Source organism: Variovorax restrictus, assembly GCF_051216715.1.
Taxonomy (GTDB): Bacteria; Pseudomonadota; Gammaproteobacteria; order Burkholderiales; family Burkholderiaceae_C; genus Variovorax.
Map to the genome: position 1 here is coordinate 69395 of NZ_JBPJZH010000007.1, position 25823 is coordinate 95217.

The following is a 25823-nucleotide window of genomic DNA, read 5'->3' on the forward strand; positions in this document are numbered from 1 at the left end:
GGTCACTCCTTGGTGGGCCAGCCGCTCGCGGCCAGGCCCTGGGTCATCTGCATCAGGTGGCGTTGTTGCAAGGTCCAGGCCTGCAACGCCTCGGCGGCATCCACCTTCACCAACCGCAGCATGCCGCCGAGCGGCGCCTGCGCCAGCTTCCAGAGGTCGGCCCGGATCACCACGCCGATGCGCGGGTAGCCGCCGGTCGTCTGCGCGTCGCCCATCAGGATGATCGGCTGGCCGGACGGTGGCACCTGGATCGTGCCGGGGATGACGCCCGACGACAGCATGTCGCCCGCACGCTTGCGCTCCAGCACCGGGCCTTCGAGCCGGCTGCCCATGCGGTTGCTCTGCGGCGTCACGCGCCAGGGCTCGCGCCAGATCGCGGCCAGCGAGGCCGGGGTGAACAGGCCGGACTCGGGGCCGAGCATGACGCGCAGCGGGATCGCCTCGCCGAAGTCGCGGTCGTCGATCGCCCATTCGGGCGGGCGCACGCCGAAACGGCGCCGTGCGAGCTGCGCGCTGTTCAGCGTCGGTGTGCCCAGCGGCAGCCGGTCGCCCTTCTTCAAGGCCCGGCCGTCCAGGCCGCTGAAGCCGGCCTTCAGGTCGGTGCTGCGCGAGCCGAGCACCGGCGGCACATCGACGCCGCCCGCCACGGCCAGCCAGGTGCGCAGGCCCTTTTTGCCGGCGGCGGCATTGGCGCCGACCAGCTTCAAGGTCTGGCCGGCCTGCACCGGCACGCTCCAGCACGGCCAGAGCGGCTGGCCGTCGAGCTGGGCACCGAAGTCGTCGCCGGCGATGGCGATGCGGGTGTCGGCGTCGAAGCGCAGTTCGCAGCCGCCCATGGTGAGTTCGAGGCCGGCGGCTTCGTCGGGGTTGCCGACCAGGCGGTTGGCCATGGTGAGCGCGAGCGTGTCGAGCGCGCCGCCGGGGCAGATGCCGCGCTGACGGTGACCATGGCGGCCCAGGTCCTGCACCGAGGCGAGCATGCCGGGCTTGAGGACGACGATCATGCCGTCACACTTTCGACGACGAAGCGCACGCGGTCACCTGGCCTCAGCAGAGTCGGTTCCGCGGCGGCGGGGTCGAACATCTCGAGGGACGTGCGACCGATGAGTTGCCAGCCGCCCGGCGAAACCAGCGGGTAGACGCCGGTCTGCGCACCGCCGATGCCGACCGAGCGCGCCGGCACCGCCACGCGGGGCTCGGCCCGACGCGGTGTGGCCAGTTCGGGTGGGAGCCCGCCCATGAAGGCGAAGCCGGGCAGGAAGCCGAGCAAGTAGACGACGTATTCGCCGGCGGCGTGGCGGCGCACCACCTCGGCGGGCGTGAAGCCGGTGTGCGCGGCAACGTCGGCCAGGTCGGGGCCCTGCTCGCCGCCATAGGCCACGGGAATCTCGATAGTGCGGCCTTCGATCGCCGCTGCCGCCAGTTGCGGCCAGGCCGCGAGCACTTGCATCTCGAGCTCGGCCGCGTCGATGCGGGCCGGATCGAACATCAGCGTCAGGTTGTTCATGCCCGGCAGCGCTTCCTGCACGGCGGGCCACTGCAGGGCCTCGTTGGCCAGGGCCCAGATCTGCTGCTGCTGCGCCAGGGTGGCGGGGGGCGGCAGCTCGCAAAGCAGTGCGGCGTCGCCCAGGGAATGAAGCCGAGGCTGGTTCATTCGCGGCCGAGGCTGCGCACCTTGGCGACGAGCTTTTCCTGCACGAAGGGCGAGACGAACTTGTCGACCTCGCCACCGAGCATGGCGATCTCGCGCACGAAGGTGCTGGAGATGAACTGGTACTTGTCGCTCGGCGTGAGGAAGACGGTCTCGACCTCGGGCATCAGCGAGCGGTTCATGCCGGCCAGCTGGAACTCGTAGTCGAAGTCGGTCACGGCGCGCAGGCCGCGCACCATCGCCTTGCCGCCGCGCGCCACGACGAAGTCGCGCAGCAGGCCGGAGAAGCTCTCGACCACCACCTGGTCGCTGTAGGGCGCGACGGCTTCGCGCGCCATCTCGATGCGCTCCTGCAGGGAGAACAGCGTCTTCTTGTGATGGCCCGCCGCGACCGCGACGACGACCTTCGAGAACAGCTGGGTGGCCCGCCGCACCACGTCTTCGTGGCCCAGCGTCATGGGATCGAATGTGCCGGGGTAGACCGCGATCACGCTGGACATAGGTGCTCCTTGTCGGCCACAGCGGCCAGGGTCGGCGGATTATGCAGGGGCATGTTCGGGGTCCGCAGGGGCAGGAGCGAGCGGACGCAGCAGATGCGCGTGCACCGCGCCGGCCTTCAGGTGACGGAAGCCGGCCAGCCCGAAGGCGGCGAGTTCGTCGTCGGCCCAGAGGCGCGGCGCCTCGAGGTAGACGGCGCCGTCGGGATGCAGCGCGCGAGCCGCGGCGCGCAGCGCAGGCTCGTACAGCGCAGGGTTCTCGAAGGGCGGGTCGAGCAACACCAGTTGCAGGCTGCCGGCCGGCACGCGCTCCAGCGCGGTCACGCCGTTGCCGCGCTCGATGCGCACCGCGTCCGCCGAGAGCTTGGCCTTGGCCTTCTGCAGCTGCGCAATCAGGTCGGCGTCCTGCTCGCACAGCAGCACCGAAGCCGCACCACGCGAGGCGGCCTCGAGGCCCAGCGCGCCGGTGCCGGCAAAGGCGTCGAGACAGTGCCAGCCCGGCAGCTCGCCGCCGCCCACGCCGGCCAGGCTGGCGAGCCAGTTGAACAGCGTCTCGCGCACGCGGTCGGGCGTGGGGCGCAGGCCGGGCTTGTCGGCCACGGGCAGGCGGGTGCGCTTCCACTGGCCGCCGATGATGCGGACTTCGTGGGGGCGCTTGTCGTGCTTCGGCGTCTTGGCCGGGGCTTTGGTAGGAACCTTCTTCATGCGCCGAGCTTAGCGCGCGCGCGAGGGCGCGTTGTCAAGGCCTGGCCCCGACCACGACGGTCACCATGCGTTCGGGCTGCAGCTTGCGTGCGAAGGCCGCCTTGATGTCGGCCACGGTGACCGCGTTCATGCGTGCCGTCCAGGTGTCGAGGTAGTCCAGCGGCAGGTCGTTCCAGGCGATGTTCGACACATTGCCCAGCAGCTTTCGGTTGCTGTCGAGCAGCAGGGGGAAACCACCGATGAGGTTGTCCTTCGCCGCCTTCAGCTCGGCCTCGGTGGGCCCTTCGGCGACGAACCTGGCCAGCACCTCGCGCGAAACCTGGACCGCCGCGTCGGCCTGGTCGGGCCGCGTCTGGAAGCCGACACGGAAGGCGCCCGCATGCAAGCCGGGCGCGAAGCCGCTGGAGATGCCGTAGACCAGCCCGCGCTTCTCACGCACCTCGTTCATCAGCCGCGACACGAAGCCGCCGCCGCCCAGGATGTAGTTGCCGATCGTGAGCGCGAAGTGGTCGGGGTCGGTCCGCAGGTAGCCCGGCTGACCGATCACGACATGCGCCTGCGCCGACGTGAACGGGATGCGCTCGTCCTTCGGCGCCGTGAGCGCCGCGATGGCAGGCACGGCCGGCAGCGGCTCGCAGCGGCCGTCCTGCGCGGGCAGCCGCGACAGCAGGCGCGTGGCGATGGCATCGGCCTGCGCACGCGTCACGGCGCCGACGATGCTGACCTTGGCGCGGCACGGCAGGATCAGCTGCGCGTAGCGCGCGCGCATCGTGTCGACGTCGATCGTCGCGAGCGTCTCCTCGGTCGTCTCCTGACCGTAGGGATGCGTGCCATAAACCGCCTGCGAGAAGGCGCGGGCGCTGACGGTGCCGGGCTTGGTGTCGGCCTCTTTCAGCGCGGCGTTGATCTGCTCGCGCTCGCGTTGCCACACGTCGGCCGGGAACGAAGGCTCGCCGATCTCGCGCGCGGCCAGCGCCACGGCGCGGTCGAGCAGCGCCGGGTCGGCCAGCGAGCGCAGCGAGAAGCTGGTGCGCTCGGCACCCGCGCCCGCGCCGAAGCTCGCGCCCAGGTCGGCCCAGGCTTCGCCCAGCGCGTTCTCGTCGAGCGCGGGGCCGGCGTCGCTCGCGCGCACGCCCTTGGCGACCATGCCGGCGCTGGCGCTGGCAAGGCCCGCCTGCGTGGCCGGGTCGCGACGGCTGCCGGCGTCAATGTCGATCTGCACGTCGACGATGGGCAGCGCGTCGGTGGCCGCCAGGTACACCTTGGCGCCGTTGGCGAGCGTCCAGTGCTGGATCGGGATGGCGGCCTGCGCGTTCAGCGCGGCCAGCAGGGCGGTGCTCGCGAGGACGGCACCGCCGGCAATCTTCTTCAGGGTCAGCATGGGGTGGTCTTTCAGCGCAGCGGTCCGGCGGGGTTGGCGAAGCCGCGGGGGCGCGCGTTCTTCTCGGGGGGCAGCGGACGCAGCGTCGCGACCGTGAGTTGGTCGTCCCCGAAGTACTTCGCGGCGACGGCCTGCACCTGCGCGGCCGTGACCTTCTGGAGTTGCGCGACGATGCGGGCGCTGGCGTCCAGCGGCAGCCCCTGCACCCAGTTGGCGCCGAGCTCGCGGCCCTGCGCCATCACCGAGTCGAGCTTGTAGGTCTGGCTGGCGACCCACTGCGTCTTCACGCGGGCCAGTTCGGCCGCGCCAACGCCGTCGCGGGCCACGCGGGCGACTTCGGCGCGCAGCGCGGCCTCTACGGCCTCGGGCGTCTTGCCGGCGGCCGGCACGCCGTCGAGCTCGAAGAGCTGCGGCCCGCGGCCCGCGAGGCCGGCGTACGAGCCGGCTTCGTCGGCGACACGGTCCGGCCCCTGCGTCAGCGCCCGGTCGAGCCGCGCGCCTGGGTAGCCGTCGAGCAGCGCCGAGAGCACGACGAGCGCGAGGGCCTCGTCGTCGTCCGGGTTGGCCGCGCGCGGCTCGCAGGTGCCGCCCGCAGGTGGCTCGCAGCGTGGCGCTTGAAGACCCGCCGCGCTGAACTGCGGCACGCGGAAGGCCAGCGACACGTAGGACTGCTCGGCCGGCGCCTTGAACTCGATGCGGCGGATGCCGCGCTGCACCGGCTCGGTCCGCGGCTTGCGCGCGGGCACCGCGCGGGCCGGGATGCGGCCGTAGTATTTCTCGGCCAGCACACGCACGCGCTCGACATCGACATCGCCGGCCACCACGATCGCCGCGTTGGCCGGCACGTACCACTGCCGATGGAAGTTGCGCACGTCGTCGGCCGTCATGGCGTCGAGGTCGCTCATCCAGCCGACCACCGGCCGGCGGTAGGGCGACGCGACGAAGATGGCCGCGTTCTGCTGCTCGCCCAGCAGCGCGCGCGGCTGGTCTTCGGTGCGCATGCGGCGCTCTTCCTTGACCACCTCGATCTCGCGCTGGAACTCGACGTCGGCCCACTGGTTGTTGGCGAAGCGGTCCGCCTCCAGCTTGATGACGTCTTCCAGCTTGCCGTTGGGGATCTGCTGGTAGTAGCCGGTGTAGTCGCGCGTGGTGAAGGCGTTCTCCTGCCCGCCCAGGGCCGCGACCTGGCGCGAGAACTCACCCGGCTTGATGCGCTTGCTGCCCTTGAACATCATGTGCTCGACGACGTGCGCCACGCCGGTGGTGCCGTCCACCTCGTCCATCGAGCCGACCTGCACCCACAGCATGTGGACCGCGGTGGGCGAGCGGCGGTCGGGCTGCACGATCAGCGTCATGCCGTTCGAGAGGGTGAACTGTCGTGCCTGCGTCGCGGCACCCGGGACGGGCGCCCGGGCGTCGGCGGTGGACGGGGCGGGTATCTGTGCCAGCGCGGTGAGCGTCCATGGCGCGACGAGCGCCAGGGCCAGCACCGCACCAGACGCTGTGCGGCGTGGCGAAGGGTGTTTCATAGAATGGGTCGGATTGTAAAAACCACCTGATGTTCAGTTTCTTCAAGAAAAAGCCGGCCGAGGCCGCCCCCCCGTCGGTCGATGCACCCGCCGCGCCCACTCCGGCGCCGGCGCCAGCCGTCGAAGCGCCCGTGGCACCGCCACCGGCCAAGTCGATGTTCTCGCCGTCGAGCTGGTTCCGCGGCGAGGCGCCGCCACCGCCCGCACCGCCCCTTCCACCCCCTCCCCCTCCCCCTCCGGCTCTGCCGCCGCCGCCTGCGCCACCGGCACCGGTGCCCGCGCCGTCGCCAGTCGTGCCGCCTGCGCCTCCCGTGGTCGTGCCCGCGCCAGTCGCGGCACCTGCGCCCGTGGCGGCGCCGGTCCCCGCCCCTGTCGTCGCCCCGGCCGCGCCGTCGCGCACCGGCTGGCTCGACAAGCTCAAGACCGGCTTGCGCAAGACCGGCACCGGCATCCAGGCGGTGTTCGTCAATGCGCAGATCGACGACGCGCTTTACGAAGAACTGGAAGCCGCCCTGCTGATGGCCGACACCGGCGTGAAGGCGACCGAGTTCCTGCTCGAGGACCTGCGCGGCCGGGTCAAGCGGCAGATGGCGACCGACGTGCAGCAGGTGCGCCGCCTGCTGGCCGAGGCCATCGCCGACCTGCTGCGCCCACTCGAAAAGCCATTGGTCATCGGCCAGTACACGCCGACCGTGATCATGGTGGCCGGCGTCAACGGCGCCGGCAAGACGACCTCAATCGGCAAATTGACCAAGCACCTGGCCAACGAGGGCGCCTCGGTGCTGCTGGCCGCGGCCGACACCTTCCGGGCGGCGGCACGCGAGCAGTTGCTGGTCTGGGCCGATCGCAACACGGTCGAGATCGTGAGCAACGAAGGCGGCGACCCGGCGTCGGTGAGCTTTGACGCGGTCAACGCCGGCCGGGCGCGCGGCAAGGACGTGGTGCTGGTCGACACCGCCGGCCGGCTGCCGACGCAGCTGCACCTGATGGACGAGCTCAAGAAGATCAAGCGCGTGGTCACCAAGGCCGACGCCACGGCGCCGCACGAGGTGCTGCTGGTGATCGACGGCAATACCGGGCAGAACGCGCTGGCGCAGGTGAAGGCCTTCGACGAGACGCTGGGCCTGACCGGGCTGATCGTCACCAAGCTCGACGGCACGGCCAAGGGCGGCGTGCTGTGCGCCATCGCCCGCGAACGGCCGATCCCGGTCTATTTCATCGGCGTGGGCGAGAAGCTGGAAGACCTCGAGACCTTCGATGCGCGCGAATTCGCGCAGGCCCTGCTCGGCTGATCAGCGGCGCGGGAAGATGGTGCGCGGGTAGGCGACCGCATCGAAGGCGGCGAAATCCGACTGTGGGGCGAGCGTGAGCGGCGCCACGTTTGGCGCCGGATCGACGGCCGAGAGGAAGCGCAGTTTCACGTCGCCGATCTCCAGGACATCGCGGTTCTTGAGCGACGCCACACCGACCTTGCGGCCGTTGACCAGTGTGCCGTTGCTACTTTGAAGGTCGGTGACCGTGACGGACGTGCCGACCATGTCGATCGCTGCATGGGTGCGACTGATAAGCGGGCTGTCGAAAACCAGGGTGTTCCGGTTGGTTCGACCGATCGTGGTCCGGCCCGCGGGCAGGTTGATCTGCCGGGGTGCCCCGGTCTTGGTCATGATGATGAGACGTGGCATACGCGTTGACTCCCTTGCTGCTGGAACCGCCTCTGCGGGCGTTGGCGTGCGATCTGCCGCGCCAGCCTGCATTTTTGAATAACATTCCAGCGACAGACCCCAACAAACTGTCACGCTCAGCCTGAAAACGAACACTTTCGTGAACAATTCGGCGTCGATTTCAGCGTTCGCGCGCGGGAACCCTTCGCTTAGCACTCCCTCTAACCGAGTGCTAATATGTCGATCTACAAAGGAGTTTCCCCAATGACAAGTCTGTCTGGAGCCTCTACGACCCATCAACTCGCCGTCGCCAACCCCTGGTCGATGGTGCCGCCGCTGGGCAACCTGGATGCCTATATTTCGGCCGCCAACCGCCTGCCGATGCTCACGCTCGAAGAAGAGCAGGGCTTCGCGCGCCGTCTGCGCGACCACAACGACCTCGAATCCGCCGGCGCGCTGGTGCTGTCGCATCTGCGCCTGGTCGTCTCGATCTCTCGCCAGTACCTGGGCTACGGGCTGCCGCACGGCGACCTGATCCAGGAAGGCAACATCGGCCTGATGAAGGCCGTGAAGCGCTTCGACCCCGACCAGGGCGTGCGGCTGGTGAGCTACGCCATGCACTGGATCAAGGCCGAGATCCACGAGTACATCCTGAAGAACTGGCGCATGGTCAAGGTCGCGACGACCAAGGCCCAGCGCAAGCTGTTCTTCAACCTGCGCTCCATGAAGCAAGGTTTCAAGGCCGACGATGCGGCTGCCGATGGCGACACGTACCGCGCGACGCTGACCGACAGCCAGGTTACGCAGATGGCCGAGAAGTTGAACGTCAAGCGCGAGGAAGTGCTCGAGATGGAGATGCGGCTGTCCGGTGGCGACGTGCTGCTCGACCCGTCACCTTCGGACGACGGTGACGAGGCCTTCGGCCCCATCGCCTACCTGGCCGACGCCACCCAGGAGCCGACGGCCCAGCTCGAGTCGCGCCAGCGCGACCGGCTGTCGAGCGACGGTATCTCGACCGCGCTGGAAGCGCTGGACGACCGCAGCCGCCGCATCGTGGAAGAGCGCTGGCTCAAGGTCAACGACGACGGATCCGGCGGCATGACGCTGCACGAACTGGCGGCCGACTACGGCGTTTCGGCCGAGCGCATCCGCCAGATCGAAGTGGCCGCGATGAAGAAGATGAAGAAGGCGCTGGTGGACTACGCCTGAGCCGGCGCGCACTTCCGACGAAAAAGCCCGGTGCATGCACCGGGCTTTTTCCATTGCGCGTCGGGTGGACTCAGCCCTGCTGGATCAGCGCCTTCACGTCGGCCACCATCGGCGCGACGCCGGCGCCGTAGCGCGCATAAAGGCGCAAGCGGCCCTGTGTGTCGTAGATGTAGCTGGCGGCCGAGTGGTCCATCGAGTAGCTGGTGGGCGTCTTGCCGTCAACCTTCTTGTAGTAGGCCTTGTAGTCCTTCGCCATCGCCGCGAGCTGTTCCTGCGTGGGAATGAGCGCGACGAAGGCGGGGTCGAAGGCGCCCATGTAGGCCTTCATGACCGTCGGTGTGTCGCGGTCGGGGTCGACGGTGACGAACAACACCTGCAGCTTGTCGCCGTCCTTGCCCAGCTGCTGCTTGACCTGCGCCATCTCGGTCATGGTCGTGGGGCAGACATCCGGGCACTGGGCATAACCGAAGAACAGCACCACGACCTTGCCTTTGAAGTCGGCCAACGTGCGCTCCTTGCCGTCGGCATCCTTCAGCGCGAAGCCCTTGGCGTAGTCGGCGCCGGTCATGTCGACCGCATTGAAGCTGGGCTTGGGGTCGGAACAGCCCGCCAGAACCGCCCATGCGGTGGACGCGCCGGCCAGTCGGAGGAAATCGCGCTTGTTCATGCTGCGTCAGTCGAGGTCAGTAGAGGTAGTGATCGACCAGCAGCGCCGCGAACAGCACGCTCAGGTGGATCAGGGAAAAGCGGAAGGTCTTGCGCGCCAGCGCGTCGGAGTAGTTCCGCCACAGCGCGAAGGCGTAGCCGCTGAAGCCGATGCTCACCGCCACCGCCACCGCCAGGTACAGCCAGCCGCTCATGCCGTAGATGAAGGGCATCAGGCAGGCGGCGAACAGGATGAAGGTGTAGAGCAGCACCTGCAGCCGCGTGAACTCGTTGCCGTGCGTCACGGGCAGCATCGGCAGGCCGGCCTTGCGGTAGTCCTCGACGCGGTAGAGCGCCAGTGCCCAGAAGTGCGGCGGCGTCCACAGGAAGATGATGAGAAAGAGGATCAGCGCCTCGGGGCCGACGTCGCCGGTCATGGTCGCCCAGCCGAGCACCGGCGGCATGGCGCCCGAGGCGCCACCGATCACGATGTTCTGCGGCGTCAGCGGCTTGAGGATCACGGTGTAGACCACCGCGTAGCCGACGAAGGTGGCGAAGGTGAGCCACATGGTCAGCGGGTTGACGGTGAACCACAGCAGCGCCGAGCCGGCAGCACAGAGCACCGCCGAGAAGATGAGCGCCTGACGGTCGCTCAACTGGCCTCGCGCCGTCGGGCGCCAGGCGGTGCGCTTCATCTTGGCGTCGATGCCCTTTTCGACCAGGCAGTTGAACGCCGCCGCGGCGCCAGCCACGAGCCAGATGCCGATGCAGCCGAGCAGGCCAAGCTGCACGTCCGCCCAGCTCGGCACGCCGGGAACGGCCAGCACCATGCCGATCAACGCGCAAAAGACGATGAGCTGCACCACACGCGGCTTGGTGAGCGCGTAGAACTGGCGCAGCACGCTGGCGGTGCTGGCGCTCGCGGGCGAAGTGGCGGGGATCGGTCGACTCATGCGGCCCCCATCCTGCCCGAAGCGGCGCCAGGTGCGCGCACTTCGGCTTCGCGCGGCGCGCGGCGGCTCTCGCACAGCGTCCAGGTCAGCACCACCGCCAGCGCAGCCGCGCCGCCGGTGTGCAGCACCGCCGCGGCCAGGGGCCAGCCCAGCAACACGTTGCCCAGGCCGGTCGCGAGCTGCAGCAAGGCGAGGCCGGCCAGCCAGCGCGCCTGCGGACGCAGCGATGGAATGCGGCGCAAGCGCCAGGCGAGCACGCCGAGCGCGATGAAGACCACATAAGCCATCAGCCGATGCACATAGTGGATGGCGGTGAGCGCGGCGAACTCGATCGGCGTGCCGCCGGCATCGACGCCGAGCTCGCGCCAGATCTGGAAGCCCTGGCTGAAGTTCATCGGCGGCCACCAGCTGCCCTGGCAGGTCGGGAACTGCGTGCAGGCCAGCACCGCATAGTTGGTGCTGACCCAGCCGCCCAGCGCGATCTGCAGCATCAGCAGCGCGGTCGTGGCGACAAGCAGGGTGCGCAGCGGCGCCGCGATCGCCACCGGGCCGCGCGCGGCGGCCGACTGCCGGTAGCGCACGGCCTGGATGCACAGCAGCGCCAGCAGCACGATGGCGCCGAGCAGGTGCAGCGTGACGATGGCCGGGTACAGCTTGAGCGTGACCGTGAGCGCGCCGAAGGCGCCCTGCAGACAGACCCACACCAGCGTGGCCGCAGGCCACCAGGCGCTGAGCGCGGCCGGGTCGCCCGCGGCCTGTGCACGCGCGGGCAGCTTGCGCTGCCGACGCCGCACCACCCAGGTCGCGACCGCCAGGCTGAGGATGAGCACACCGACGCCGGTGGCCAGGTAGCGGTGCACCATCTCGACCCAGGCCTTGCCGTGCGTGACCGGACCGGTGGGTTGCGCCGACTGCGCCATCGCAATCTCGTGGCGGGCGCCGAGCGGGCTGGCGTTGCCGTAGCAGCCGGGCCAGTCGGGGCAGCCCAGCCCGGAGTCGGTGAGCCGGGTGAAGGCGCCGAACAGGGTGAGGTCGAAGGTGAGGAAGAGCGTGAGGACCGTCAGCGCATGCAGGCGGCGCGCCGGCCCGGTTCCGGCATGGCGGCGCCACACCCAGACCAGCGGCCCGAGCGCGATCAGCACGCCCACGGCCATGAGCCAGGCGATGGGGGTGAGGTCGTAGAGCGACTGGCTTTCCATGGCGTGCTAGCGGCCGGCTTCGTCCCAGGAGGCAGATGCGCGCAGCAGCCGGTCGAGGTCACGCTTGGCGCGGCCGGCGCCCTCGGTGTCCATCCGCGCCGGGAAACGCATCATCCAGTTGCCCAGCGGATCGACCACGTAGAAATGCTCGGCCAGCGAGTGGCCGGCAGCGGGCGCGAGCCACGCGGCGATCTGGGCCGCAGGCACGCGCAGCACGGTGGCGCCATGCAGGCCGTTGTCGAGCCGCTGCGGCACCGGCGCGTCGTCGCTCACCAGCCAGACGCGGTCGAGGCGGTCTTTTTCGCGGCCCAGGCTTTCGCGCAGCTGGCGCTGCAGGTAGAGCTGCCGCTCGCACAGCGCGTCGCAGGCGGCATCGGCCACCGTCACCAGCAGCCACTGGCCCTTGAGCGCGCGCAGCGTGGTCGGCGTGCCGTCGCGTGCGATCGCGGCCATCGCCGGCAGCGGCCGCTGCGGGTCGACCAGCTCGCCGTAGACGCGCTTGCCTTCCGGCCGGATCACGTAATAGGTGAAGTACGAGGCGATGACCGGCGCGGCGCAGCACAGCATCACGGCGATCATCTTCCAGCGGCCGATCACCGTACGCCGGCCTTCGCTGCCGTCGAGTGCCTGATTCGGCGACGGCATCGAGTGCACGGTCAGGCCCAGCGGCTCGTCAGCGTTTGCCACGGCGGGCCCTGCGCCAGGGTGTGATGAGTTGGAACCAGACATAGAGGATGACGACGAGGGCCGCGAGGCCGAACCACTGGAATGCATAGCCGTAGTGCTTTTCGACCCCCAGCGCGGGCGCTGGCCAGTCGCGCTGCAGGCCTTCGGAGGCCGCGCCGATCTGCTGGAGCGTGAGGTCGGTGCGCAAGGGCAGACGGGTTTCGCTGCGGAACGCTTCGAGGTTCAGATTCTGCCGGATGGGCGAAGACCCCACGACAGGCTGCGCGGCTTCGGTGGCCGGCGCCCCATCGGCCGCAGACGCCGAAGCCGGAGCGGAGGCAGGGGCCGCCGGCTTGCCGAGCTCCAGGAGCTGTGCTGGTGGCGGCGCGACGCGACCCGTCACCTCAACCAGGCCGGCCGGGGTCTCGACCGGCATCAGCTGGGCCCGATCGTTGAAATTGCGCTGCACCCAGCCGCGCTGGATCATCACGGTCTGTTCGCTGCCTTCGAGCGCGAAGGGCGTCAGCACGTAGAAGCCCGGCACGCCGTGCATCTGACGGTTGTCCAGGTACACGGTCTGGTCGGCGAGCCAAAGTCCGCGAAGGTGGACCGGGCGGTGCAACGCATCGGACGGCTTGTCGATCGCGAGGAAGGCGTCCTGGTCGAGCGCCGGCCGCTGGCGCTGCGCCTCGATCTCGGCCTGCAGCGCTTCTTTCTGGGCGGCTCGCGACAGCTGCCAGCGGCCGAGCGAGACGGTCGCGGCGAGCGTGAGCAGCGCGGCCAGCGTGACGATCCAGAAGCGCGCGTGGCTGCGTGGCCGAGACGGCGACTGCGACGGCTGCGCGGGAAGCGCGGTTTCCCGCATCACGTCGGCGTGCATTGGCGGCCGATAATGCGCGTCATGAAATACATCCTCGCCCTGGCGTTCGTGGGCATCCTGGCCAGCCTCGGCTGGGCGCTGTTCTTCATGCTCAAGGACGGGCGGGACGGCCACGCCAAGAGCGGCGGCATGGTGCGTGCCCTCACCGTTCGGATCGGCCTGTCGGTGCTTTTGTTCCTGTGCGTGCTGATCGCGTGGAAGCTGGGCTACATCCAGCCCGGCGGGCTGCCCGTCGGCAAGTAGGTCGTGCTCGTTCCACGTCCAGGAACGCCATGAAAAAAGCGCCTTGCGGCGCTTTTTTTCGATGCCGATCGGTGCTTCGCTCAAAGCCAATAGACCAGGATGTACAGGCCGAGCCACACCACGTCGACGAAGTGCCAGTACCAGGCCGCGCCTTCGAAACCGAAGTGGCGCTCGGGTGTGAAGTGGCCCTTCTGCAGGCGCAGCGTGATGAACAGCAGCATCAGCATGCCGATGAGCACGTGCAGCCCGTGGAAGCCGGTCAGCATGAAGAAGGTCGAGCCATAGGCGCCCGAGCTGAGCTTGAGGTTCAGTTCGGTGTACAGGTGGTAGTACTCGTAGCCCTGGACGCCCAGGAAGACGATGCCCAGCAACACGGTGAGCCACATGAAGCGCACGCATTGGGCACGGTGATCGGCCCGCAGGGCATGGTGTGCGATGGTCAGCGTCACGCCCGAGGTCAGCAGCAGCGCCGTGTTGATGGTCGGCAGCCAGAACGGGCCGACGGTCTGGAAAGGCTCGACGATGTCGGCCGGCGATCCGGTCACGCCGGCCGCCATGCTGGGCCACACAGCCTTGAAGTCGGGCCAGAGCAGCGCGTTGTCGAGGCTGCCAAGCGCCGGCAGCGCATGCGTGCGCGCCCACCACAGGGCCGTGAAGAAGGCACCGAAGAACATCACCTCCGAGAAGATGAACCAGCTCATGCTCCATCGGTACGACAGATCGATCCTGTGGCTGTACTGGCCGCTCTCGCTCTCGCCGATGGCGTCGCGGAACCACTGGAACAGCACGCCCCACCACCACAGCAGGCCGAAGGCCAGCGAATAGGCGCCCCATTCGTGACCGTTGATCCACTGCCCTGCCCCCAGGATCACGAAGAACAGCCCGATGGCGGCCATGATCGGATGGCGCGATGGCCCGGGCACGAAGTAGTAGGGCGTGGTGCCGTGGGTGGTTGAACTCATATCAGCTCCTGGCTTTTCTCTTTTGTCGTTCGTGGGTCGATGGCGGGACGGTCAGACGGTGACCACATACTTCACCAGCAGAATCAATGCGCCGACGAAGCAGGCCACCGCGACCAGCCCGACGATCACGATGTGCAGCGGCGTCAGCCGGGAAATGTCTTCCTGGTAGTCGCTGTTCTTGCGGACACCGAAGAAGCCCCACGCCACCGCCTTGACGGTGCGCAGCAGCGAGCCCTTGCGGGGCTCATCGGGCGCGCCGGGCCGTTGAGCGGCCATCACGAGCGCGGCTCCGTCGACACGGGTGCGACCGACGCCGTCGGTGCGGCCGGCGTGCGCCCGCCCACTTCGAAGAAGGTGTACGACAGCGTGATGGTCTTCACGTCCTTGGATATCTTGGGGTCGATCACGAAGGCGACCGGCCACTGCTTCTTTTCGCCCGCTTCCAGCGTGTACTGGTTGAAGCAGAAGCACTCGAGCTTGTTGAAGTAAGGCGCAGCCTGCTGCGGCGCGTAGCTCGGGATGGCCTGAGCCGCCATGCGCCGGTTCTGCACGTTCTGAAACTCGTACATCACCGTGTTCAGCTGGCCAGGGTGCACCTGCATCGAACGTTGTGCGGGCTTGAAATCCCACAAGCCGCGCACGTTGGCGTCGAATTCGACGGTGATGGTGCGGCTCGTGTCCACCTGCGTGTTGTCGGGCACGCGCACATCCTTGCCGCCCGCCGCGCCGCCGGGAACCTGGAGCTCCGACAGCGACAGGATATTGATGCCGGTCATCTCACAGATCGCGCGGTACAGCGGCACCAGCCCGTAGCCGAACGCGAACATGCCGGCCGTGACGACCACCAGCTTGCCGACCATGCGGACGTTCTCGCGACGAAGGCGTTGACCGATACCCATCTCAGACGCCGATCCAGACCATGCGGACGAAGAACCCGATGAAGAACAGCACGGCGATGGAGGCCAGCGTCAGCCCCATGCGCCGATTGGCCTTCTTTTGTTCGGGTGTCGTCACGGAGGTGCTCAACCGATGACGCGCGTGGCCGTGGGGTCCAGGCGCGGCGGCGTTTCGAAGGTGTGGAACGGCGCCGGCGACGGCACTTCCCACTCGAGGCCCTCGGCCGCTTCCCACGGCTTGGCCGCGGCAGGCTCGCCCTTGCCGCGCATGGCAGGCAGAACGATGAAGAAGAAGAAATACACCTGTGCCAGACCGAAGCCGAAGGCGCCCACCGAGGCCACTGCGTTGAAGTCGGCGAACTGCATGGGGTAGTCGGCATAGCGACGCGGCATGCCCGCCAGACCCAGGAAGTGCATCGGGAAGAAGGTGATGTTGAAGGAGATCAGCGACCACCAGAAGTGGATCTTGCCGCGCGTCTCGTTGTACATCACGCCGGTCCACTTCGGGCACCAATAATAGAAGCCGGCGAACATCGCGTAGAGCGAACCCGCCACCAGCACGTAGTGGAAGTGGGCCACCACGTAGTAGGTGTCCTGCAGCTGGATGTCGATCGGCGCCACGGCCAGGATCAGGCCGGTGAAGCCACCCATGGTGAACACGAAGATGAAGCCGACCGCGAACAGCATCGGCGTCTCGAAGGTCATCGAACCCTGCCACATGGTGGCGATCCAGTTGAAGATCTTCACGGCCGTGGGAACCGCGATCAGCATGGTCGCGTACATGAAGAAAAGCTGGCCGGTCACCGGCATGCCGGTGGTGAACATGTGGTGTGCCCACACGATGAAGCTCAGGATGGCGATCGACGAGGTGGCGTACACCATCGACGCATAGCCGAACAGGCGCTTGCGGGCGAAGGCCGGCACGATCTGGCTGATGATGCCGAAGGCCGGCAGGATCATGATGTAGACCTCGGGGTGGCCGAAGAACCAGAAAATGTGCTGGTACATCACCGGGTCGCCGCCGCCGGCGGGGTTGAAGAAGCTGGTGCCGAAGTGGCGGTCGGTCAGCGTCATGGTGATGGCGCCGGCCAGCACCGGCATCACGGCGATCAGCAGGTAGGCGGTGATGAGCCAGGTCCAGCAGAACATCGGCATCTTCATCAGCGTCATGCCGGGGGCGCGCATGTTGAGGATGGTCACGATGATGTTGATCGAGCCCATGATCGAGCTGGCGCCCAGGATGTGCATCGCGAAGATGCCGGCGTCCATCGACGGGCCCATCTGCAGCGTGAGCGGCGCGTAGAGCGTCCAGCCGGCCGCGGGTGCGCCGCCGGGCATGAAGAAGGAGGCGACCAGCATGATGGCCGCGGGGATCATCAGCCAGAAGCTGAAGTTGTTCATCCGCGCGAAGGCCATGTCGGACGCGCCGATCTGCAGCGGGATCATCCAGTTCGCGAAACCCACGAAGGCCGGCATGATCGCGCCGAACACCATGATCAGGCCGTGCATGGTGGTGAACTGGTTGAACAGCTCGGGGTTCACCAGTTGCAGGCCGGGCTGGAACAGCTCGGCGCGGATCAGCAGCGCAAGCACCCCGCCCACCATCAGCATGGTGAACGAGAACAGCAGGTACAGCGTGCCGATGTCCTTGTGGTTGGTCGCGAAGAGCCAACGCCGCCAGCCGGTCGGCGCCGCGTGGTGCTCGTCGTGGTCGTGCGCGTGGTCGCCGGGGGCGTGACCGTGGGGGTCGAGGACTGCACTCATGTCGATGTTCCTTGGAATGTCTTCGTCGCGGGGCCTGCGGCCTCTTTTACAGCTTGGCCCGTTCGGCCTTCACCTCGGCCGGCTGCACGATCTGGCCCGTCTTGTTCGACCAGCTGTTCTTCGTGAAGCTCGCCACAGCGGCGAGGTCGGTGTCGCTCAGTTGTCGCCACGCCGGCATGGCGCCGTTGTTCTGGCCTTTGAGCAGCACTTCGATCTGGACCGCATGGTTGGCGTCGAGCACCTTGGCCGAGCCGTCGAGCGGCTTGATCGGGCCGGCGCCCTTGCCGTTGGCCTGGTGGCAGGCGGCGCAGTTGGCCGCGTAGACCTTCTCGCCGCGGGCGAGGATCTCGGGCAGCGCCCAGACCTTGTTCGGGTCGTCCAGCTTGGCGGCGGCTTCCTTGCGCTTGGTGTCGACCCAGGTCGTGTAGTCGGCGGCCGAGACCACCTTCACGTGGATCGGCATGTAGGCGTGTTCCTTGCCGCACAGTTCCTGGCACTGGCCGTAGTAGTCGCCCACCTTCTCGGCGCGGAACCAGGTGTCACGCACGAAGCCGGGGATGGCGTCCTGCTTGATGCCGAACTGCGGCACGGCGAAGGCGTGGATCACGTCGTTGGCCGTGGTGATGACGCGGATCTTCTTGTCGACCGGTACCACGAGCGGGTTGTCGACCTTGAACAGGTAGTCGACCGGAATCTCGCCCTTCGCGCCGGCATCGGACATGGCGCGGTGCGAGCTGTCGAGCGTCGAGATGAAGCCCAGGCCTTCGCCCTCGCCCTTGATGTAGTCGTAGCCCCACTTCCACTGGTAGCCGGTGGCCTTGACGGTGAGGTCGGCGTTGGTGGTGTCCTTCTGCGCGACCAGCACCTTGGTGGCCGGCAGCGCCATCAGGATGACGATGAGGAAGGGCACGATGGTCCAGATGACCTCGACCACCACCGATTCATGGAAGTTGGCCGCCTTGTGGCCGACCGACTTGCGGTGCTTCCAGATGGAATAGAACATCACCGCGAAGACGGCGATGAAAATGACGGTGCACAGGATCATCATCACCGTGTGCAGGAAATGCTGCTCCGCGGCGATCTTGGTCACGCCGACCGGCATGTTGAGCTGGCGCACCGTCGGGCCGCCGGGCAGGTCCTGAACGGCATGGGCCATGCCGCTGAAGGCTGTGCCGGCTGCCAGCAACACCTGTGCGGGCTTGAACTTCGTGCGCCAATTGCTCTTCATCGTGTGTACTTCTTCAATGTCCGTTGAACCCCAGCGGTCTGCCTCGCTGGCCCGTGGCCTTTCAGGCGCCACGCAATGCCATCCGAATCTCGCGTGCCAGCGCCGCCCGCAACTCAGGGCGCACATAGCGCCCCACCCTGACCGAACGACCCTGCCCCGACACCTCGATCAGCGACCGGTCGCTGGCCTGAGGCTCGATCCGCACCTGGTGCGGCAAAAATTCCATGCGCTCGCAGTGTCCGCCGCTTTCCAGCTCGACGACCAGCCGCCCACCCTGCAATGCGATGCGCTCCCCGTCGGTCGCATGTCGCGCATACAGCACGAAGGCGAGGCCGACCGCCACAAGCTCGATCCAGGCGAAGGGCAGCACCATCGGCGCGCCGAGCACCCAAAACACCGTTCCGATGCCGAGCGAGACGACGCACAGCGACGCGTAGAGCCACGCCAACTGGCTCGGTGTGACCGAGCAGTTGCGCTTCAGGAACCAGTGAATGCTCTGGCCCGAGACGGTGGCAAAACGAAACACGAAATTCGACACGGAGGAGTTCGGCAGATCGGTTTATCGGCACGCGCCGAGCCTGATTCACCAGGGCCCGGCAGGCGTCGATCGCGGGAAAAGCCCCAGGAGTTCACGCAGCGGCGGATTGTAGCGGGTGCCCAGCCGGCCTTGACGTGGATCAAGGTCGCCCACGTTGCAGCATCTCGCGCATCTGACGCAGCGAAACCGCGCTTTCGCCGGACAGCGCAACGCGTGGTGGGGGCTTGAAGGCGTGGCCGTAGATGATCTCGAAGGTCATCGAGATGCGAGGCGGGCCGCCTGCTTCGTCCGCCGTGACCGAGGCCGCCAGCGCCGCGTGCAGTTCGCTGCGCCAGTGGCGCCCCCGCAGCCCGGAGAAGCGCCCGGGGTGCAGGTTGCGCCCGAGCCCGCGCAGTTCGGCCAGCGCGGCCTCGGGCGTGGCCCAGGTCAGCACGACGCGCTCCATGTCCATGATCGGTTCGGCGAAGCCGGCGCCCACCAGCATGTCGCCCCAGTCGTGCATGTCGGTGAACTGGTGGCAGGCTGGTGGCCAGCCCATCCGGGCGTACAGCGCGCGCAGCTCGGCGAGGGTGTCCGGCCCGAGGCAGGAGAACATCAGGAAGCCGTCGGTGGCGAGGTGCCGGTGCCAGGTCGCGATCAGTGCCTGCGGATCGGCCGCCATGTGCAGGGCCATGTTGGCCCAGAGCAGGTCGACGCCCTCTTCCGGCGGCGCGTCGAAGCGCGCGCGGGCGCCCTGCCAGCGTCGCGCGCTCCACCAGCGCGCGCCCAATGCGTCGGCCGTGGGCGCGGCGAGCGCCTCGGACGGCTCGATCACGTAGGGCACGGCCTGGCCGTAGCGCCGCGCGACCAGCGCATGGGCATCGCGCCCGCCACGCAACGGCGACCAGTCCGCCCAGCGCTTAGGCTTGGCGGTGATCCACTGCAGCCGGTCTTCCATGCGCCGCCCGATCTCCTCGTGCAGCCAGGGCGACGCGGCGCCCGGTGGCAGGCCGGCCCAGCGTACGGCGGCCGGTGGATCGATGGTCGGCGGGCGCTGGACGGGATCGTTGGACATGGAGAAGCTCAGTATATTGAGCGATGCGCTTCGGTTCGGCTGCACGGCCTTTGCCGTCCTTTTTCTCGTCGCTCCTCGACCGCCTGCCCAGCCAATGCGCGGTCTGTCGCGCCTGGCCCTCGCAGCCGGTGTGCGACGCCTGCGTGGCGCGCTTCGCCCCGCCGACGCCGCGTTGCACGACCTGCGCCCTGCCCGTACCGGCCGGCGTGGCGCGCTGCGGCGACTGCGTGCGCCACCCGCCGCCGCTGGACGCCTGCCTGGCCGCCTGTACCTATGCCTGGCCGTGGCCCGGCACGATCGGCGAGTTCAAGTTCCAGGGCCAGGCCGGCTGGGCCGCGCCCTTCGCGACGCTGATGCGCAGCATGCCGTGGGCCGAGCCCGCGGTGGAGCGGGCCGACCTCGTGCTTCCGATGCCGCTGTCGACCGCGCGGCTGCGCCAGCGCGGCTTCAACCAGGCGTTCGAACTGGCGCGCCGGCTGGCACCGGCCAAGACAGACGCCACGCTGCTGCTGCGCACGCGCGACACGCCCGCCCAGAGCGGCCTCGGGCGCGCCGAGCGCCTGCGCAACCTGCGCGGCGCCTTCGCTGTCGAGCCGCTGCGCGCCGCGGCGGTGCGCGGCCGGCACATCCTGCTGGTCGACGACGTGATGACCAGCGGGGCCTCGGTCTTCACCGCCGCCCAGGTGCTGAAAACGGCCGGCGCCACCCACGTCGACGCGCTGGTGCTGGCCCGCACCGACCCGCCAGGCGAGCGGCACGAGGGACATTAGGGACAATCGCGGGATGTTCCACATCGTCCTGGTCGAGCCCGAGATCCCCCCCAACACCGGCAACGTGATCCGCCTGGCGGCCAACACCGGCTGCACGCTCCACCTGGTCGAGCCACTGGGCTTCTCGATGGACGACAAGCTGCTGCGCCGCGCGGGCCTCGATTACCACGAGTACGCTGAGGTGCGGCGCCACGCCAACTGGGGCGCGCTGCTCGAGACCGAAGCGCCGGCTGCCGAGCGCATGTTCGCCCTCACGACGCGTGGTAGCCGTCCGGTGCACGACGTGGCGTTTGCGCCCGGCGACTGGCTGGTCTTCGGCTCGGAAACCCGCGGCCTCGCGCCCGAGCTGCGCGAGCGCTTCGACCCGCTGCAGCGGCTGCGGCTGCCGATGCGCGAAGGCCAGCGCAGCCTGAACCTGTCGAACGCCGTCGCGGTGACGGTGTTCGAGGCCTGGCGCCAGAACGGCTTTTCCTAGCGCCGGTCAGCGGTAGCGCCGCACCACCGACTCGGCCACGCACGCCGGCTTGGTCGCGCCTTCGAGTTCGATCGTGGTTTCCCAGACCATCTGCAGGCCGTCACCCTCGATCGGATCCGCTGACAGCAGCTTCATGCGCCCGCGCAGCCGGCTGCCCACCGGCACCGGCGCCATGAAGCGCACGCGGTTGAGGCCGTAGTTCACGCCCATGCGCGACTCGACCACGTCGAACGCGTTCTCGTAGAACTTCGGCAGCAGCGACAGCGTGAGAAAGCCGTGCGCGATCGGCGCACCGAAGGGCCCGGCCTTGGCACGTTCCACGTCGACGTGGATCCACTGGTGGTCGCCCGTGGCCTCGGCGAACTGGTTCACTTGGGGCTGGGTGACTTCGATCCAGTCGCTGACCGCGACTTCCTGGCCGACGCACGCGGCCAGGTCCTGAAGGGTCTGGAAGGTCTTTTTCATGCGGCGCACTGTACGACGCGACCACGGCGGGCCCGTGTCCGCGCGGCGACAACGCGCCCACAGCGCAAACCCGCCTGCGCTGCGCTATGTTCGCGGGATGACGACAACAACACACACTGGCACCGAGGGGCGCCGCATCTACTTGGTCGCCGCCCATCCGCACTGGCGCGATTCGCGGGTGAACCGCCGCCTGCTTGCGGCCGCGCGGGAGGTCGACGGGGTCGACGTGAACGACCTCTACGCGAGCTACCCCGACTACGCCATCGATGCCGACGCCGAACGCGAGCGCCTGGCACGCGCCGACCTGCTGGTGCTGCTGCACCCCATCCAGTGGTATTCGATGCCGCCGCTGCAGAAGCTCTGGCTCGACGAGGTGCTGCGCTACGGCTGGGCCTATGGCGCCGGCGGCACTGCACTCGCGGGCAAGGACCTCTGGCTGGCGGCCACCACCGGCGGCGCCGAGGCCAGCTATCACCCGTCGAGCTACAACCGCTATTTCTTCGACGCCTTCCTGCCGCCCTACGAGCAGACCGCCGTGCTGTGCGGCATGCGCTTCCTGCCGCCGCTGATCCTGCACGGCGCCCGCAGCGCAAGCGCGTCCGAGGTCGACGCGCACGTCGACACCTTCGCCCAGCGTCTGGCGAGCTACCCCGACTGGCCCGAGATCGACGAACTCGGCGCCTGCCCGACCTGCAGCGTGCCCGCCGAAGACCGACCGGCGCCGCTGCTCGAAGGCGAGGTCCGCTGAGATGGAACACGCACCCGCCTGGCTCACCAGCAGCCTCATCTACCTGGGCGCCGCCGTGCTGGTGGTGCCGCTGTCCAAGGCGCTCGGCCTCGGTTCCATCATCGGCTACCTCGCCGCTGGCATCGCCATCGGTCCGTGGGGCCTGGGGCTGGTGTCCAGCGTCGAAGAGGTGCTGCACTTCGCCGAGTTCGGCGTAGTGCTGATGCTCTTCCTGGTCGGCCTCGAACTCGAACCCGCACGCCTGTGGAACCTGCGACGACCGATCTTCGGCTGGGGCACGGCACAGGTCGTCGCCTGCGCCGCGGTGCTGTTCGCCGTGGGCTATCTCGCCGGCGCGAGCTGGCGTGTGGCGCTGGTCGCAGCGCTGGGGCTGGCGCTCTCGTCCACCGCCATCGCGCTGCAGGTCTTCGGCGAACGCAACCTGCTTCGCACATCGAGCGGGCAGGCCGGCTTCTCGATCCTGCTGTTCCAGGACGTGGCGGCGATCCCGATCCTCGCGCTGCTGCCGCTCCTGGCCATGGGCGATGCGCAGGCGTCGATCAGCAGCGCGCAGCGCGCCCTCGAGGCGGCCAAGATCGTCGGCGTGATCGCCGGCATCGTGCTGGGCGGCCGGCTGTTGCTGCGCCCGCTGCTGCGCTGGATCGCGCGCAGCAACACGCCGGAGATTTTCACCGCCACCGCGCTGCTGCTGGTGGTCGCCATCGCGGCGCTGATGCAGCTGGTCGGCCTGTCGATGGCGCTCGGCGCCTTTCTCGCCGGCGTGCTGCTGGCCGAGAGCGAATACCGGCGCGAGCTCGAGACCGACATCGAGCCCTTCAAGGGCCTGCTGCTGGGCCTGTTCTTCATCGCCGTCGGCATGAGCATCGACTTCGGCGTGCTGATGGCGCAGCCCGGCCTCATGGCGCTGGTGGTGCTGGGCTTCCTGGTGCTGAAGTGCGGCGTCATCTACGCGCTGGCGACGGCGATGGGCGTGCCTTACCAGCAGCGCCCGGTCTTCACGCTGCTACTGGCGCAAGGCGGCGAATTCGCCTTCGTGGTGTTCCAGGCGGCCGGGCCCAACGTGCTGCCGCCTGGCGTCGCGTCCTTCCTCATCGGCGCGGTCGCGCTGTCGATGCTGATCTCGCCGCTGTTGCTGGTGCTGATCGACAAGTTCCTGCTGCCGCGCTACAGCCGATCGAGCGCGCCGGCGATGGAGGAAATCTCGGAGCAGCAGGAGCCGAAGGTGCTGATCTGCGGCTTCGGCCGCTACGGGCAGATCATCGGCCGCCTGGTCAGCGCGCAGGGCATTCAGGTCACCGTGCTCGACCACGACCCCGACACCGTCGCCGGCCTGCGCGAGTTCGGCTTTCGCGTGTTCTACGGCGACGCCACCCGGCTCGACGTGTTGCGCACCGCCGGCGCCGCGACCGCGCTCGCCGTCGTGGTGGCGGTGGACGACGTGGAGCAATCACTCGAGATCGTCGACGTGGTGCGCGAACACTTCCCGCAGGCGCGGCTGGTGGCACGGGCCCGCAACGTCAGCCACCTCTACCAGCTGCAGGATCGCCAGGTCGAGTTCATCGAACGCGAGCTGTTCGAGTCGTCGCTGCGCAGCGCGCGATCGGTGCTCGAGGTGCTGGGCTGGCCGGCGCACGAGGCGCGCGAGTCGGCCATGCGCTTCCGCCAGCGGAACCTCAAGCTCACGGCCGACGGCTACCCGCACTACAAGGACCGCGCCAAGTTCATCGCGGTGGCGAAGGAAGGCCGCCAGCAGTTCGCCGAGCAGATGGCGAAGGAACGCGAAGAGCGCCAGCGCCGATCGGGCCAGTGGGACGAAGCGTCGAGGGACTGAGCCAGGGCGGGCGTCGGGCCGTCAACCGACGAAGCCGTCCCACAGCAGCTTCAAGCCCGCCAGCAGCATGCCGAAGTAGACGAAGCGGTAGAACCACAGCGGGTCGATGCGCCGCGCGATGCGCACACCGATCCACACGCCCAGCGGCGCGATCGGCAGCAGCATGAGCGAGGTCGCCATGTTGCGCAGGTCGATGAGGCCGAGCCACGCGTACGGCACCCACTTCGACAGGTTCACCACGAAGAACAGATAGGCCACCGTCGCGGTGAAGGCCACGGGCGTGAGGCGCAGCGGGATCAGGTACGCATTGAGCGGCGGGCCGCCGGCATGCGCGATGAAGCTGGTGAAGCCCGAGAGCGCGGTCAGCACGGCACCGACCGCGCGCGGCGGCGGCGCATCGCCGGGCTTCGGCGGGAAGACGAGCCGCTGCGCCAGAAAGAGCAGCGTGAAAATGCCGACGATGCCGGACACCACCTGCGTCGACAGCACGCGGAACAGCAAGGCGCCCATCAGCACGCCGACCAGGCTGCAGGGAATGAGGAAGGCGAGCAGGCGGCGGTCGAAATCCTTGCGGAAGGCCGCGATGCCCAGCAGGTCCATCAGCAGCAACACCGGCATCAGGATGGCCGCGGCCTGCGGCACCGTGACGGCCAGCGCCATCATGGGCACCGCCAGTGAGCCGAAGCCGGCGCCGAAGCCGCTCTTGCTGATGCCGAGCAGCAGCACGGCGGGAACGGCGACCGCGTAGAAGAACGGGTCGGTGATGACGGGGAAGGTCAAGGCGCGGTCTCTCGGACAAAGCCGCGGATTCTCCCCCGTTCGCTCACGTCATCAGATCGAGCAGATCAGTCGGCGGTCGCGCCGGATTCCTTCACGACCTTGCCCCACTTGGCGGTCTCGGCCACGATGAAGGCGGCGAACTGCTCCGGCTTCTCACCGGCGGCTTCAGCGCCCTGCTCGGCCAGCTTCTTCTTGACTTCAGGGTTGGCCAGCGCCTTGAGGATCGAGGCGTTGAGCTTGGCGATGACCGGCGCCGGCGTGCCGGCCGGGGCCAGCAGGCCGAACCACGAGGTCGCTTCGTAGCCGGGCACGCCGGATTCGGCGATGGTCGGCACGTCGGGCAGCGCCGGCGAGCGCTTGGCGGTCGTCACGGCCAGGGGACGCAGCTTGCCGCCCTTCACGTGGGGGATGGCCGAGGGCATGTTGTCGAACATGAGGTTGATCTGGCCGCCCAGCAGGTCGGACACGGCGGGCGCGCTGCCGCGGTACGGCACGTGCTGCATGTCGACGCCGGCCATCTGCTTGAACAGTTCACCCGACAGGTGGATGGAACTGCCAGCACCCGACGAACCGAAGTTGATCTTGCCCGGGTTGGCCTTGGCATAGGCGATCAGTTCCTTGACGTTCTTGTACGGCTGCGACGGATTGGCCACCAGCAGGTTCGGCACCATGGCCACGCGCGACAGCGGTGCGAAGTCCTTGATCGGGTCGAAGGGCATCTTCTTGTAGAGCGACTGATTGATGGCGTGCGTGCCCACCGTGCCCATGAAGATCGTGTAGCCGTCGGGCGTGGCGCGCGCCGCGGCCTGGCCGCCGATGTTGCCGCCGGCACCGGCGCGGTTGTCGATGACCACCGGCTGGCCGAGGTCGGTGCTCATGAACTGGCCGACCACGCGGGCCAGGATGTCGGTGGTGCCGCCGGCCGAGAACGGCACGATGATCGTGATGGGCTTGCTCGGGTACGCCGCCTGGGCCTGGGCGGCCAACGGTGCCAACGACAGGGCGCCGGCAGCGGCCACGGTGGCCAGGGCGAAGGTACGGCGATTCAATGCAGACATGGGAGATCCTCGGAAAGGTGGAAAGACAGGCGTCC

30 protein-coding genes are annotated in these 25823 nt (G+C 68.6%); 7 read left to right on the forward strand and 23 right to left on the reverse strand.

Annotated elements, in window-relative coordinates; all coding sequences use genetic code 11:
• Positions 1-2 precede the first annotated feature (2 nt).
• The 6 genes from ACSFA0_RS24210 to ACSFA0_RS24235 are packed head-to-tail and all read right to left on the reverse strand — an operon-like array spanning position 3 to position 5763.
• A complete protein-coding gene (locus ACSFA0_RS24210; RefSeq protein ID WP_435452810.1) occupies positions 3-1004 on the reverse strand; it encodes a 5-oxoprolinase subunit C family protein in 1002 nt (333 codons plus the stop codon).
• On the reverse strand, positions 1001-1654 hold the full coding sequence (pxpB, locus tag ACSFA0_RS24215; protein ID WP_435452811.1) for a 5-oxoprolinase subunit PxpB: 654 nt from the start codon (positions 1652-1654) through the stop codon (positions 1001-1003). Before pxpB ends, ACSFA0_RS24210 begins: the two co-directional genes overlap by 4 nt.
• A complete protein-coding gene (coaD, locus tag ACSFA0_RS24220) occupies positions 1651-2151 on the reverse strand; it encodes a pantetheine-phosphate adenylyltransferase (protein ID WP_435452812.1) in 501 nt (166 codons plus the stop codon). The genes pxpB and coaD overlap by 4 nt, the downstream gene beginning before the upstream one ends.
• Before the next feature lie 39 nt (positions 2152-2190).
• On the reverse strand, positions 2191-2853 hold the full coding sequence (locus ACSFA0_RS24225; protein WP_435452813.1) for an RsmD family RNA methyltransferase: 663 nt from the start codon (positions 2851-2853) through the stop codon (positions 2191-2193).
• 34 nt (positions 2854-2887) lie between these two features.
• Positions 2888-4234, reverse strand: coding sequence for a M16 family metallopeptidase (locus tag ACSFA0_RS24230; RefSeq protein ID WP_435452814.1), 1347 nt, complete (start codon positions 4232-4234; stop codon positions 2888-2890).
• Between the two features lie 11 nt (positions 4235-4245).
• Positions 4246-5763 (reverse strand): M16 family metallopeptidase, encoded by a 1518-nt coding sequence (locus tag ACSFA0_RS24235; RefSeq protein ID WP_435452815.1) that lies wholly within the window; start codon positions 5761-5763, stop codon positions 4246-4248.
• A gap of 29 nt (positions 5764-5792) precedes the next feature.
• Between ACSFA0_RS24235 and ftsY the strand changes: the two genes are divergently transcribed.
• Positions 5793-7055, forward strand: coding sequence for a signal recognition particle-docking protein FtsY (gene ftsY / locus ACSFA0_RS24240; RefSeq protein ID WP_435452816.1), 1263 nt, complete (start codon positions 5793-5795; stop codon positions 7053-7055).
• Here ftsY and ACSFA0_RS24245 read toward each other — a convergent pair whose 3' ends face one another.
• The gene (locus ACSFA0_RS24245; RefSeq protein ID WP_435452817.1) at positions 7056-7427 is read right to left on the reverse strand and encodes an FHA domain-containing protein; all 372 of its coding nucleotides are present in this window, start codon (positions 7425-7427) and stop codon (positions 7056-7058) included.
• 261 nt (positions 7428-7688) lie between these two features.
• Here ACSFA0_RS24245 and rpoH point away from each other — a divergent pair, with 261 nt between their 5' ends.
• Positions 7689-8633: an RNA polymerase sigma factor RpoH gene (gene rpoH, locus ACSFA0_RS24250; RefSeq protein ID WP_435452818.1), complete on the forward strand. Its 945-nt coding sequence runs from the start codon at positions 7689-7691 to the stop codon at positions 8631-8633.
• A 70-nt stretch (positions 8634-8703) separates the two neighbouring features.
• Here the strand turns inward: rpoH and ACSFA0_RS24255 are convergent, their stop codons facing one another.
• The 5 genes from ACSFA0_RS24255 to ACSFA0_RS24275 are packed head-to-tail and all read right to left on the reverse strand — an operon-like array spanning position 8704 to position 12976.
• Positions 8704-9300, reverse strand: a complete 597-nt coding sequence (locus ACSFA0_RS24255) for an SCO family protein (RefSeq protein ID WP_435452819.1) — start codon at positions 9298-9300, stop codon at positions 8704-8706.
• A gap of 16 nt (positions 9301-9316) precedes the next feature.
• A complete protein-coding gene (gene cyoE, locus ACSFA0_RS24260; RefSeq protein WP_435452820.1) occupies positions 9317-10231 on the reverse strand; it encodes a heme o synthase in 915 nt (304 codons plus the stop codon).
• Positions 10228-11430, reverse strand: a complete 1203-nt coding sequence (locus tag ACSFA0_RS24265; RefSeq protein ID WP_435452821.1) for a COX15/CtaA family protein — start codon at positions 11428-11430, stop codon at positions 10228-10230. The genes cyoE and ACSFA0_RS24265 overlap by 4 nt, the downstream gene beginning before the upstream one ends.
• Before the next feature lie 6 nt (positions 11431-11436).
• Positions 11437-12159 (reverse strand): SCO family protein, encoded by a 723-nt coding sequence (locus ACSFA0_RS24270; protein WP_435452822.1) that lies wholly within the window; start codon positions 12157-12159, stop codon positions 11437-11439.
• The gene (locus ACSFA0_RS24275; protein ID WP_435452823.1) at positions 12104-12976 is read right to left on the reverse strand and encodes an SURF1 family protein; all 873 of its coding nucleotides are present in this window, start codon (positions 12974-12976) and stop codon (positions 12104-12106) included. The genes ACSFA0_RS24270 and ACSFA0_RS24275 overlap by 56 nt, the downstream gene beginning before the upstream one ends.
• Before the next feature lie 12 nt (positions 12977-12988).
• Here ACSFA0_RS24275 and ACSFA0_RS24280 point away from each other — a divergent pair, with 12 nt between their 5' ends.
• Positions 12989-13219 carry a twin transmembrane helix small protein gene (locus ACSFA0_RS24280; RefSeq protein ID WP_435452824.1) on the forward strand — a complete coding sequence of 77 codons (231 nt, stop codon included), beginning with the start codon at positions 12989-12991 and terminating at the stop codon, positions 13217-13219.
• 80 nt (positions 13220-13299) lie between these two features.
• Here ACSFA0_RS24280 and ACSFA0_RS24285 read toward each other — a convergent pair whose 3' ends face one another.
• The 8 genes from ACSFA0_RS24285 to ACSFA0_RS24320 form a co-directional block, all read right to left on the reverse strand.
• Positions 13300-14181 (reverse strand): cytochrome c oxidase subunit 3, encoded by an 882-nt coding sequence (locus tag ACSFA0_RS24285; RefSeq protein ID WP_435452825.1) that lies wholly within the window; start codon positions 14179-14181, stop codon positions 13300-13302.
• 51 nt (positions 14182-14232) lie between these two features.
• On the reverse strand, positions 14233-14457 hold the full coding sequence (locus ACSFA0_RS24290; protein WP_435452858.1) for a DUF2970 domain-containing protein: 225 nt from the start codon (positions 14455-14457) through the stop codon (positions 14233-14235).
• On the reverse strand, positions 14457-15080 hold the full coding sequence (locus ACSFA0_RS24295) for a cytochrome c oxidase assembly protein (RefSeq protein WP_435452826.1): 624 nt from the start codon (positions 15078-15080) through the stop codon (positions 14457-14459). The genes ACSFA0_RS24290 and ACSFA0_RS24295 overlap by 1 nt, the downstream gene beginning before the upstream one ends.
• Position 15081: 1 nt before the next feature.
• Positions 15082-15195, reverse strand: a complete 114-nt coding sequence (locus tag ACSFA0_RS24300) for a cytochrome oxidase small assembly protein (RefSeq protein WP_435452827.1) — start codon at positions 15193-15195, stop codon at positions 15082-15084.
• A gap of 8 nt (positions 15196-15203) precedes the next feature.
• Positions 15204-16841, reverse strand: coding sequence for a cytochrome c oxidase subunit I (ctaD, locus tag ACSFA0_RS24305; RefSeq protein ID WP_435452828.1), 1638 nt, complete (start codon positions 16839-16841; stop codon positions 15204-15206).
• 46 nt (positions 16842-16887) lie between these two features.
• A complete protein-coding gene (gene coxB, locus ACSFA0_RS24310) occupies positions 16888-18069 on the reverse strand; it encodes a cytochrome c oxidase subunit II (protein WP_435452829.1) in 1182 nt (393 codons plus the stop codon).
• A gap of 61 nt (positions 18070-18130) precedes the next feature.
• Complete coding sequence (locus tag ACSFA0_RS24315; protein WP_435452830.1) at positions 18131-18607, reverse strand: DUF2244 domain-containing protein; 477 nt, start codon at positions 18605-18607, stop codon at positions 18131-18133.
• A 139-nt stretch (positions 18608-18746) separates the two neighbouring features.
• Positions 18747-19661 (reverse strand): methyltransferase domain-containing protein, encoded by a 915-nt coding sequence (locus ACSFA0_RS24320; RefSeq protein WP_435452831.1) that lies wholly within the window; start codon positions 19659-19661, stop codon positions 18747-18749.
• Positions 19662-19684: 23 nt separating this feature from the next.
• On the opposite strand from ACSFA0_RS24320, the gene ACSFA0_RS24325 reads away from it, so the two are divergent.
• Positions 19685-20431, forward strand: a complete 747-nt coding sequence (locus ACSFA0_RS24325) for a ComF family protein (RefSeq protein WP_435452832.1) — start codon at positions 19685-19687, stop codon at positions 20429-20431.
• Between the two features lie 13 nt (positions 20432-20444).
• Positions 20445-20906, forward strand: a complete 462-nt coding sequence (locus ACSFA0_RS24330; protein WP_435452833.1) for a tRNA (cytidine(34)-2'-O)-methyltransferase — start codon at positions 20445-20447, stop codon at positions 20904-20906.
• Between the two features lie 6 nt (positions 20907-20912).
• Here the strand turns inward: ACSFA0_RS24330 and ACSFA0_RS24335 are convergent, their stop codons facing one another.
• Positions 20913-21371: a MaoC family dehydratase gene (locus tag ACSFA0_RS24335; protein ID WP_435452834.1), complete on the reverse strand. Its 459-nt coding sequence runs from the start codon at positions 21369-21371 to the stop codon at positions 20913-20915.
• Between the two features lie 97 nt (positions 21372-21468).
• Here ACSFA0_RS24335 and kefF point away from each other — a divergent pair, with 97 nt between their 5' ends.
• Complete coding sequence (gene kefF / locus ACSFA0_RS24340; protein WP_435452835.1) at positions 21469-22119, forward strand: glutathione-regulated potassium-efflux system oxidoreductase KefF; 651 nt, start codon at positions 21469-21471, stop codon at positions 22117-22119.
• 1 nt (position 22120) lies between these two features.
• Positions 22121-23950 (forward strand): glutathione-regulated potassium-efflux system protein KefC, encoded by a 1830-nt coding sequence (gene kefC / locus ACSFA0_RS24345; RefSeq protein ID WP_435452836.1) that lies wholly within the window; start codon positions 22121-22123, stop codon positions 23948-23950.
• Between the two features lie 21 nt (positions 23951-23971).
• Here kefC and ACSFA0_RS24350 read toward each other — a convergent pair whose 3' ends face one another.
• Both ACSFA0_RS24350 and ACSFA0_RS24355 read right to left on the reverse strand, forming a co-directional pair.
• Positions 23972-24730 carry a sulfite exporter TauE/SafE family protein gene (locus ACSFA0_RS24350; RefSeq protein WP_435452837.1) on the reverse strand — a complete coding sequence of 253 codons (759 nt, stop codon included), beginning with the start codon at positions 24728-24730 and terminating at the stop codon, positions 23972-23974.
• A gap of 65 nt (positions 24731-24795) precedes the next feature.
• Positions 24796-25788, reverse strand: coding sequence for a Bug family tripartite tricarboxylate transporter substrate binding protein (locus ACSFA0_RS24355; protein ID WP_435452838.1), 993 nt, complete (start codon positions 25786-25788; stop codon positions 24796-24798).
• Between the last annotated feature and the right edge of the window lie 35 nt (positions 25789-25823).

Bases quoted from the DNA above. Each gene is read 5' to 3' on its own strand.
- ACSFA0_RS24210 (WP_435452810.1), bottom strand. From the start codon at position 1,004: ATGATCGTCGTCCTCAAGCCCGGCATGCTCGCCTCGGTGCAGGACCTG.
- pxpB (WP_435452811.1), bottom strand. From the start codon at position 1,654: ATGAACCAGCCTCGGCTTCATTCCCTGGGCGACGCCGCACTGCTTTGC.
- coaD (WP_435452812.1), bottom strand. From the start codon at position 2,151: ATGTCCAGCGTGATCGCGGTCTACCCCGGCACATTCGATCCCATGACG.
- ACSFA0_RS24225 (WP_435452813.1), bottom strand. From the start codon at position 2,853: ATGAAGAAGGTTCCTACCAAAGCCCCGGCCAAGACGCCGAAGCACGAC.
- ACSFA0_RS24230 (WP_435452814.1), bottom strand. From the start codon at position 4,234: ATGCTGACCCTGAAGAAGATTGCCGGCGGTGCCGTCCTCGCGAGCACC.
- ACSFA0_RS24235 (WP_435452815.1), bottom strand. From the start codon at position 5,763: ATGAAACACCCTTCGCCACGCCGCACAGCGTCTGGTGCGGTGCTGGCC.
- ftsY (WP_435452816.1), top strand. From the start codon at position 5,793: ATGTTCAGTTTCTTCAAGAAAAAGCCGGCCGAGGCCGCCCCCCCGTCG.
- ACSFA0_RS24245 (WP_435452817.1), bottom strand. From the start codon at position 7,427: ATGACCAAGACCGGGGCACCCCGGCAGATCAACCTGCCCGCGGGCCGG.
- rpoH (WP_435452818.1), top strand. From the start codon at position 7,689: ATGACAAGTCTGTCTGGAGCCTCTACGACCCATCAACTCGCCGTCGCC.
- ACSFA0_RS24255 (WP_435452819.1), bottom strand. From the start codon at position 9,300: ATGAACAAGCGCGATTTCCTCCGACTGGCCGGCGCGTCCACCGCATGG.
- cyoE (WP_435452820.1), bottom strand. From the start codon at position 10,231: ATGAGTCGACCGATCCCCGCCACTTCGCCCGCGAGCGCCAGCACCGCC.
- ACSFA0_RS24265 (WP_435452821.1), bottom strand. From the start codon at position 11,430: ATGGAAAGCCAGTCGCTCTACGACCTCACCCCCATCGCCTGGCTCATG.
- ACSFA0_RS24270 (WP_435452822.1), bottom strand. From the start codon at position 12,159: ATGTCTGGTTCCAACTCATCACACCCTGGCGCAGGGCCCGCCGTGGCA.
- ACSFA0_RS24275 (WP_435452823.1), bottom strand. From the start codon at position 12,976: ATGCACGCCGACGTGATGCGGGAAACCGCGCTTCCCGCGCAGCCGTCG.
- ACSFA0_RS24280 (WP_435452824.1), top strand. From the start codon at position 12,989: ATGCGCGTCATGAAATACATCCTCGCCCTGGCGTTCGTGGGCATCCTG.
- ACSFA0_RS24285 (WP_435452825.1), bottom strand. From the start codon at position 14,181: ATGAGTTCAACCACCCACGGCACCACGCCCTACTACTTCGTGCCCGGG.
- ACSFA0_RS24290 (WP_435452858.1), bottom strand. From the start codon at position 14,457: ATGGCCGCTCAACGGCCCGGCGCGCCCGATGAGCCCCGCAAGGGCTCG.
- ACSFA0_RS24295 (WP_435452826.1), bottom strand. From the start codon at position 15,080: ATGGGTATCGGTCAACGCCTTCGTCGCGAGAACGTCCGCATGGTCGGC.
- ctaD (WP_435452828.1), bottom strand. From the start codon at position 16,841: ATGAGTGCAGTCCTCGACCCCCACGGTCACGCCCCCGGCGACCACGCG.
- coxB (WP_435452829.1), bottom strand. From the start codon at position 18,069: ATGAAGAGCAATTGGCGCACGAAGTTCAAGCCCGCACAGGTGTTGCTG.
- ACSFA0_RS24320 (WP_435452831.1), bottom strand. From the start codon at position 19,661: ATGTCCAACGATCCCGTCCAGCGCCCGCCGACCATCGATCCACCGGCC.
- ACSFA0_RS24325 (WP_435452832.1), top strand. From the start codon at position 19,685: ATGCGCTTCGGTTCGGCTGCACGGCCTTTGCCGTCCTTTTTCTCGTCG.
- ACSFA0_RS24330 (WP_435452833.1), top strand. From the start codon at position 20,445: ATGTTCCACATCGTCCTGGTCGAGCCCGAGATCCCCCCCAACACCGGC.
- ACSFA0_RS24335 (WP_435452834.1), bottom strand. From the start codon at position 21,371: ATGAAAAAGACCTTCCAGACCCTTCAGGACCTGGCCGCGTGCGTCGGC.
- kefF (WP_435452835.1), top strand. From the start codon at position 21,469: ATGACGACAACAACACACACTGGCACCGAGGGGCGCCGCATCTACTTG.
- kefC (WP_435452836.1), top strand. From the start codon at position 22,121: ATGGAACACGCACCCGCCTGGCTCACCAGCAGCCTCATCTACCTGGGC.
- ACSFA0_RS24355 (WP_435452838.1), bottom strand. From the start codon at position 25,788: ATGTCTGCATTGAATCGCCGTACCTTCGCCCTGGCCACCGTGGCCGCT.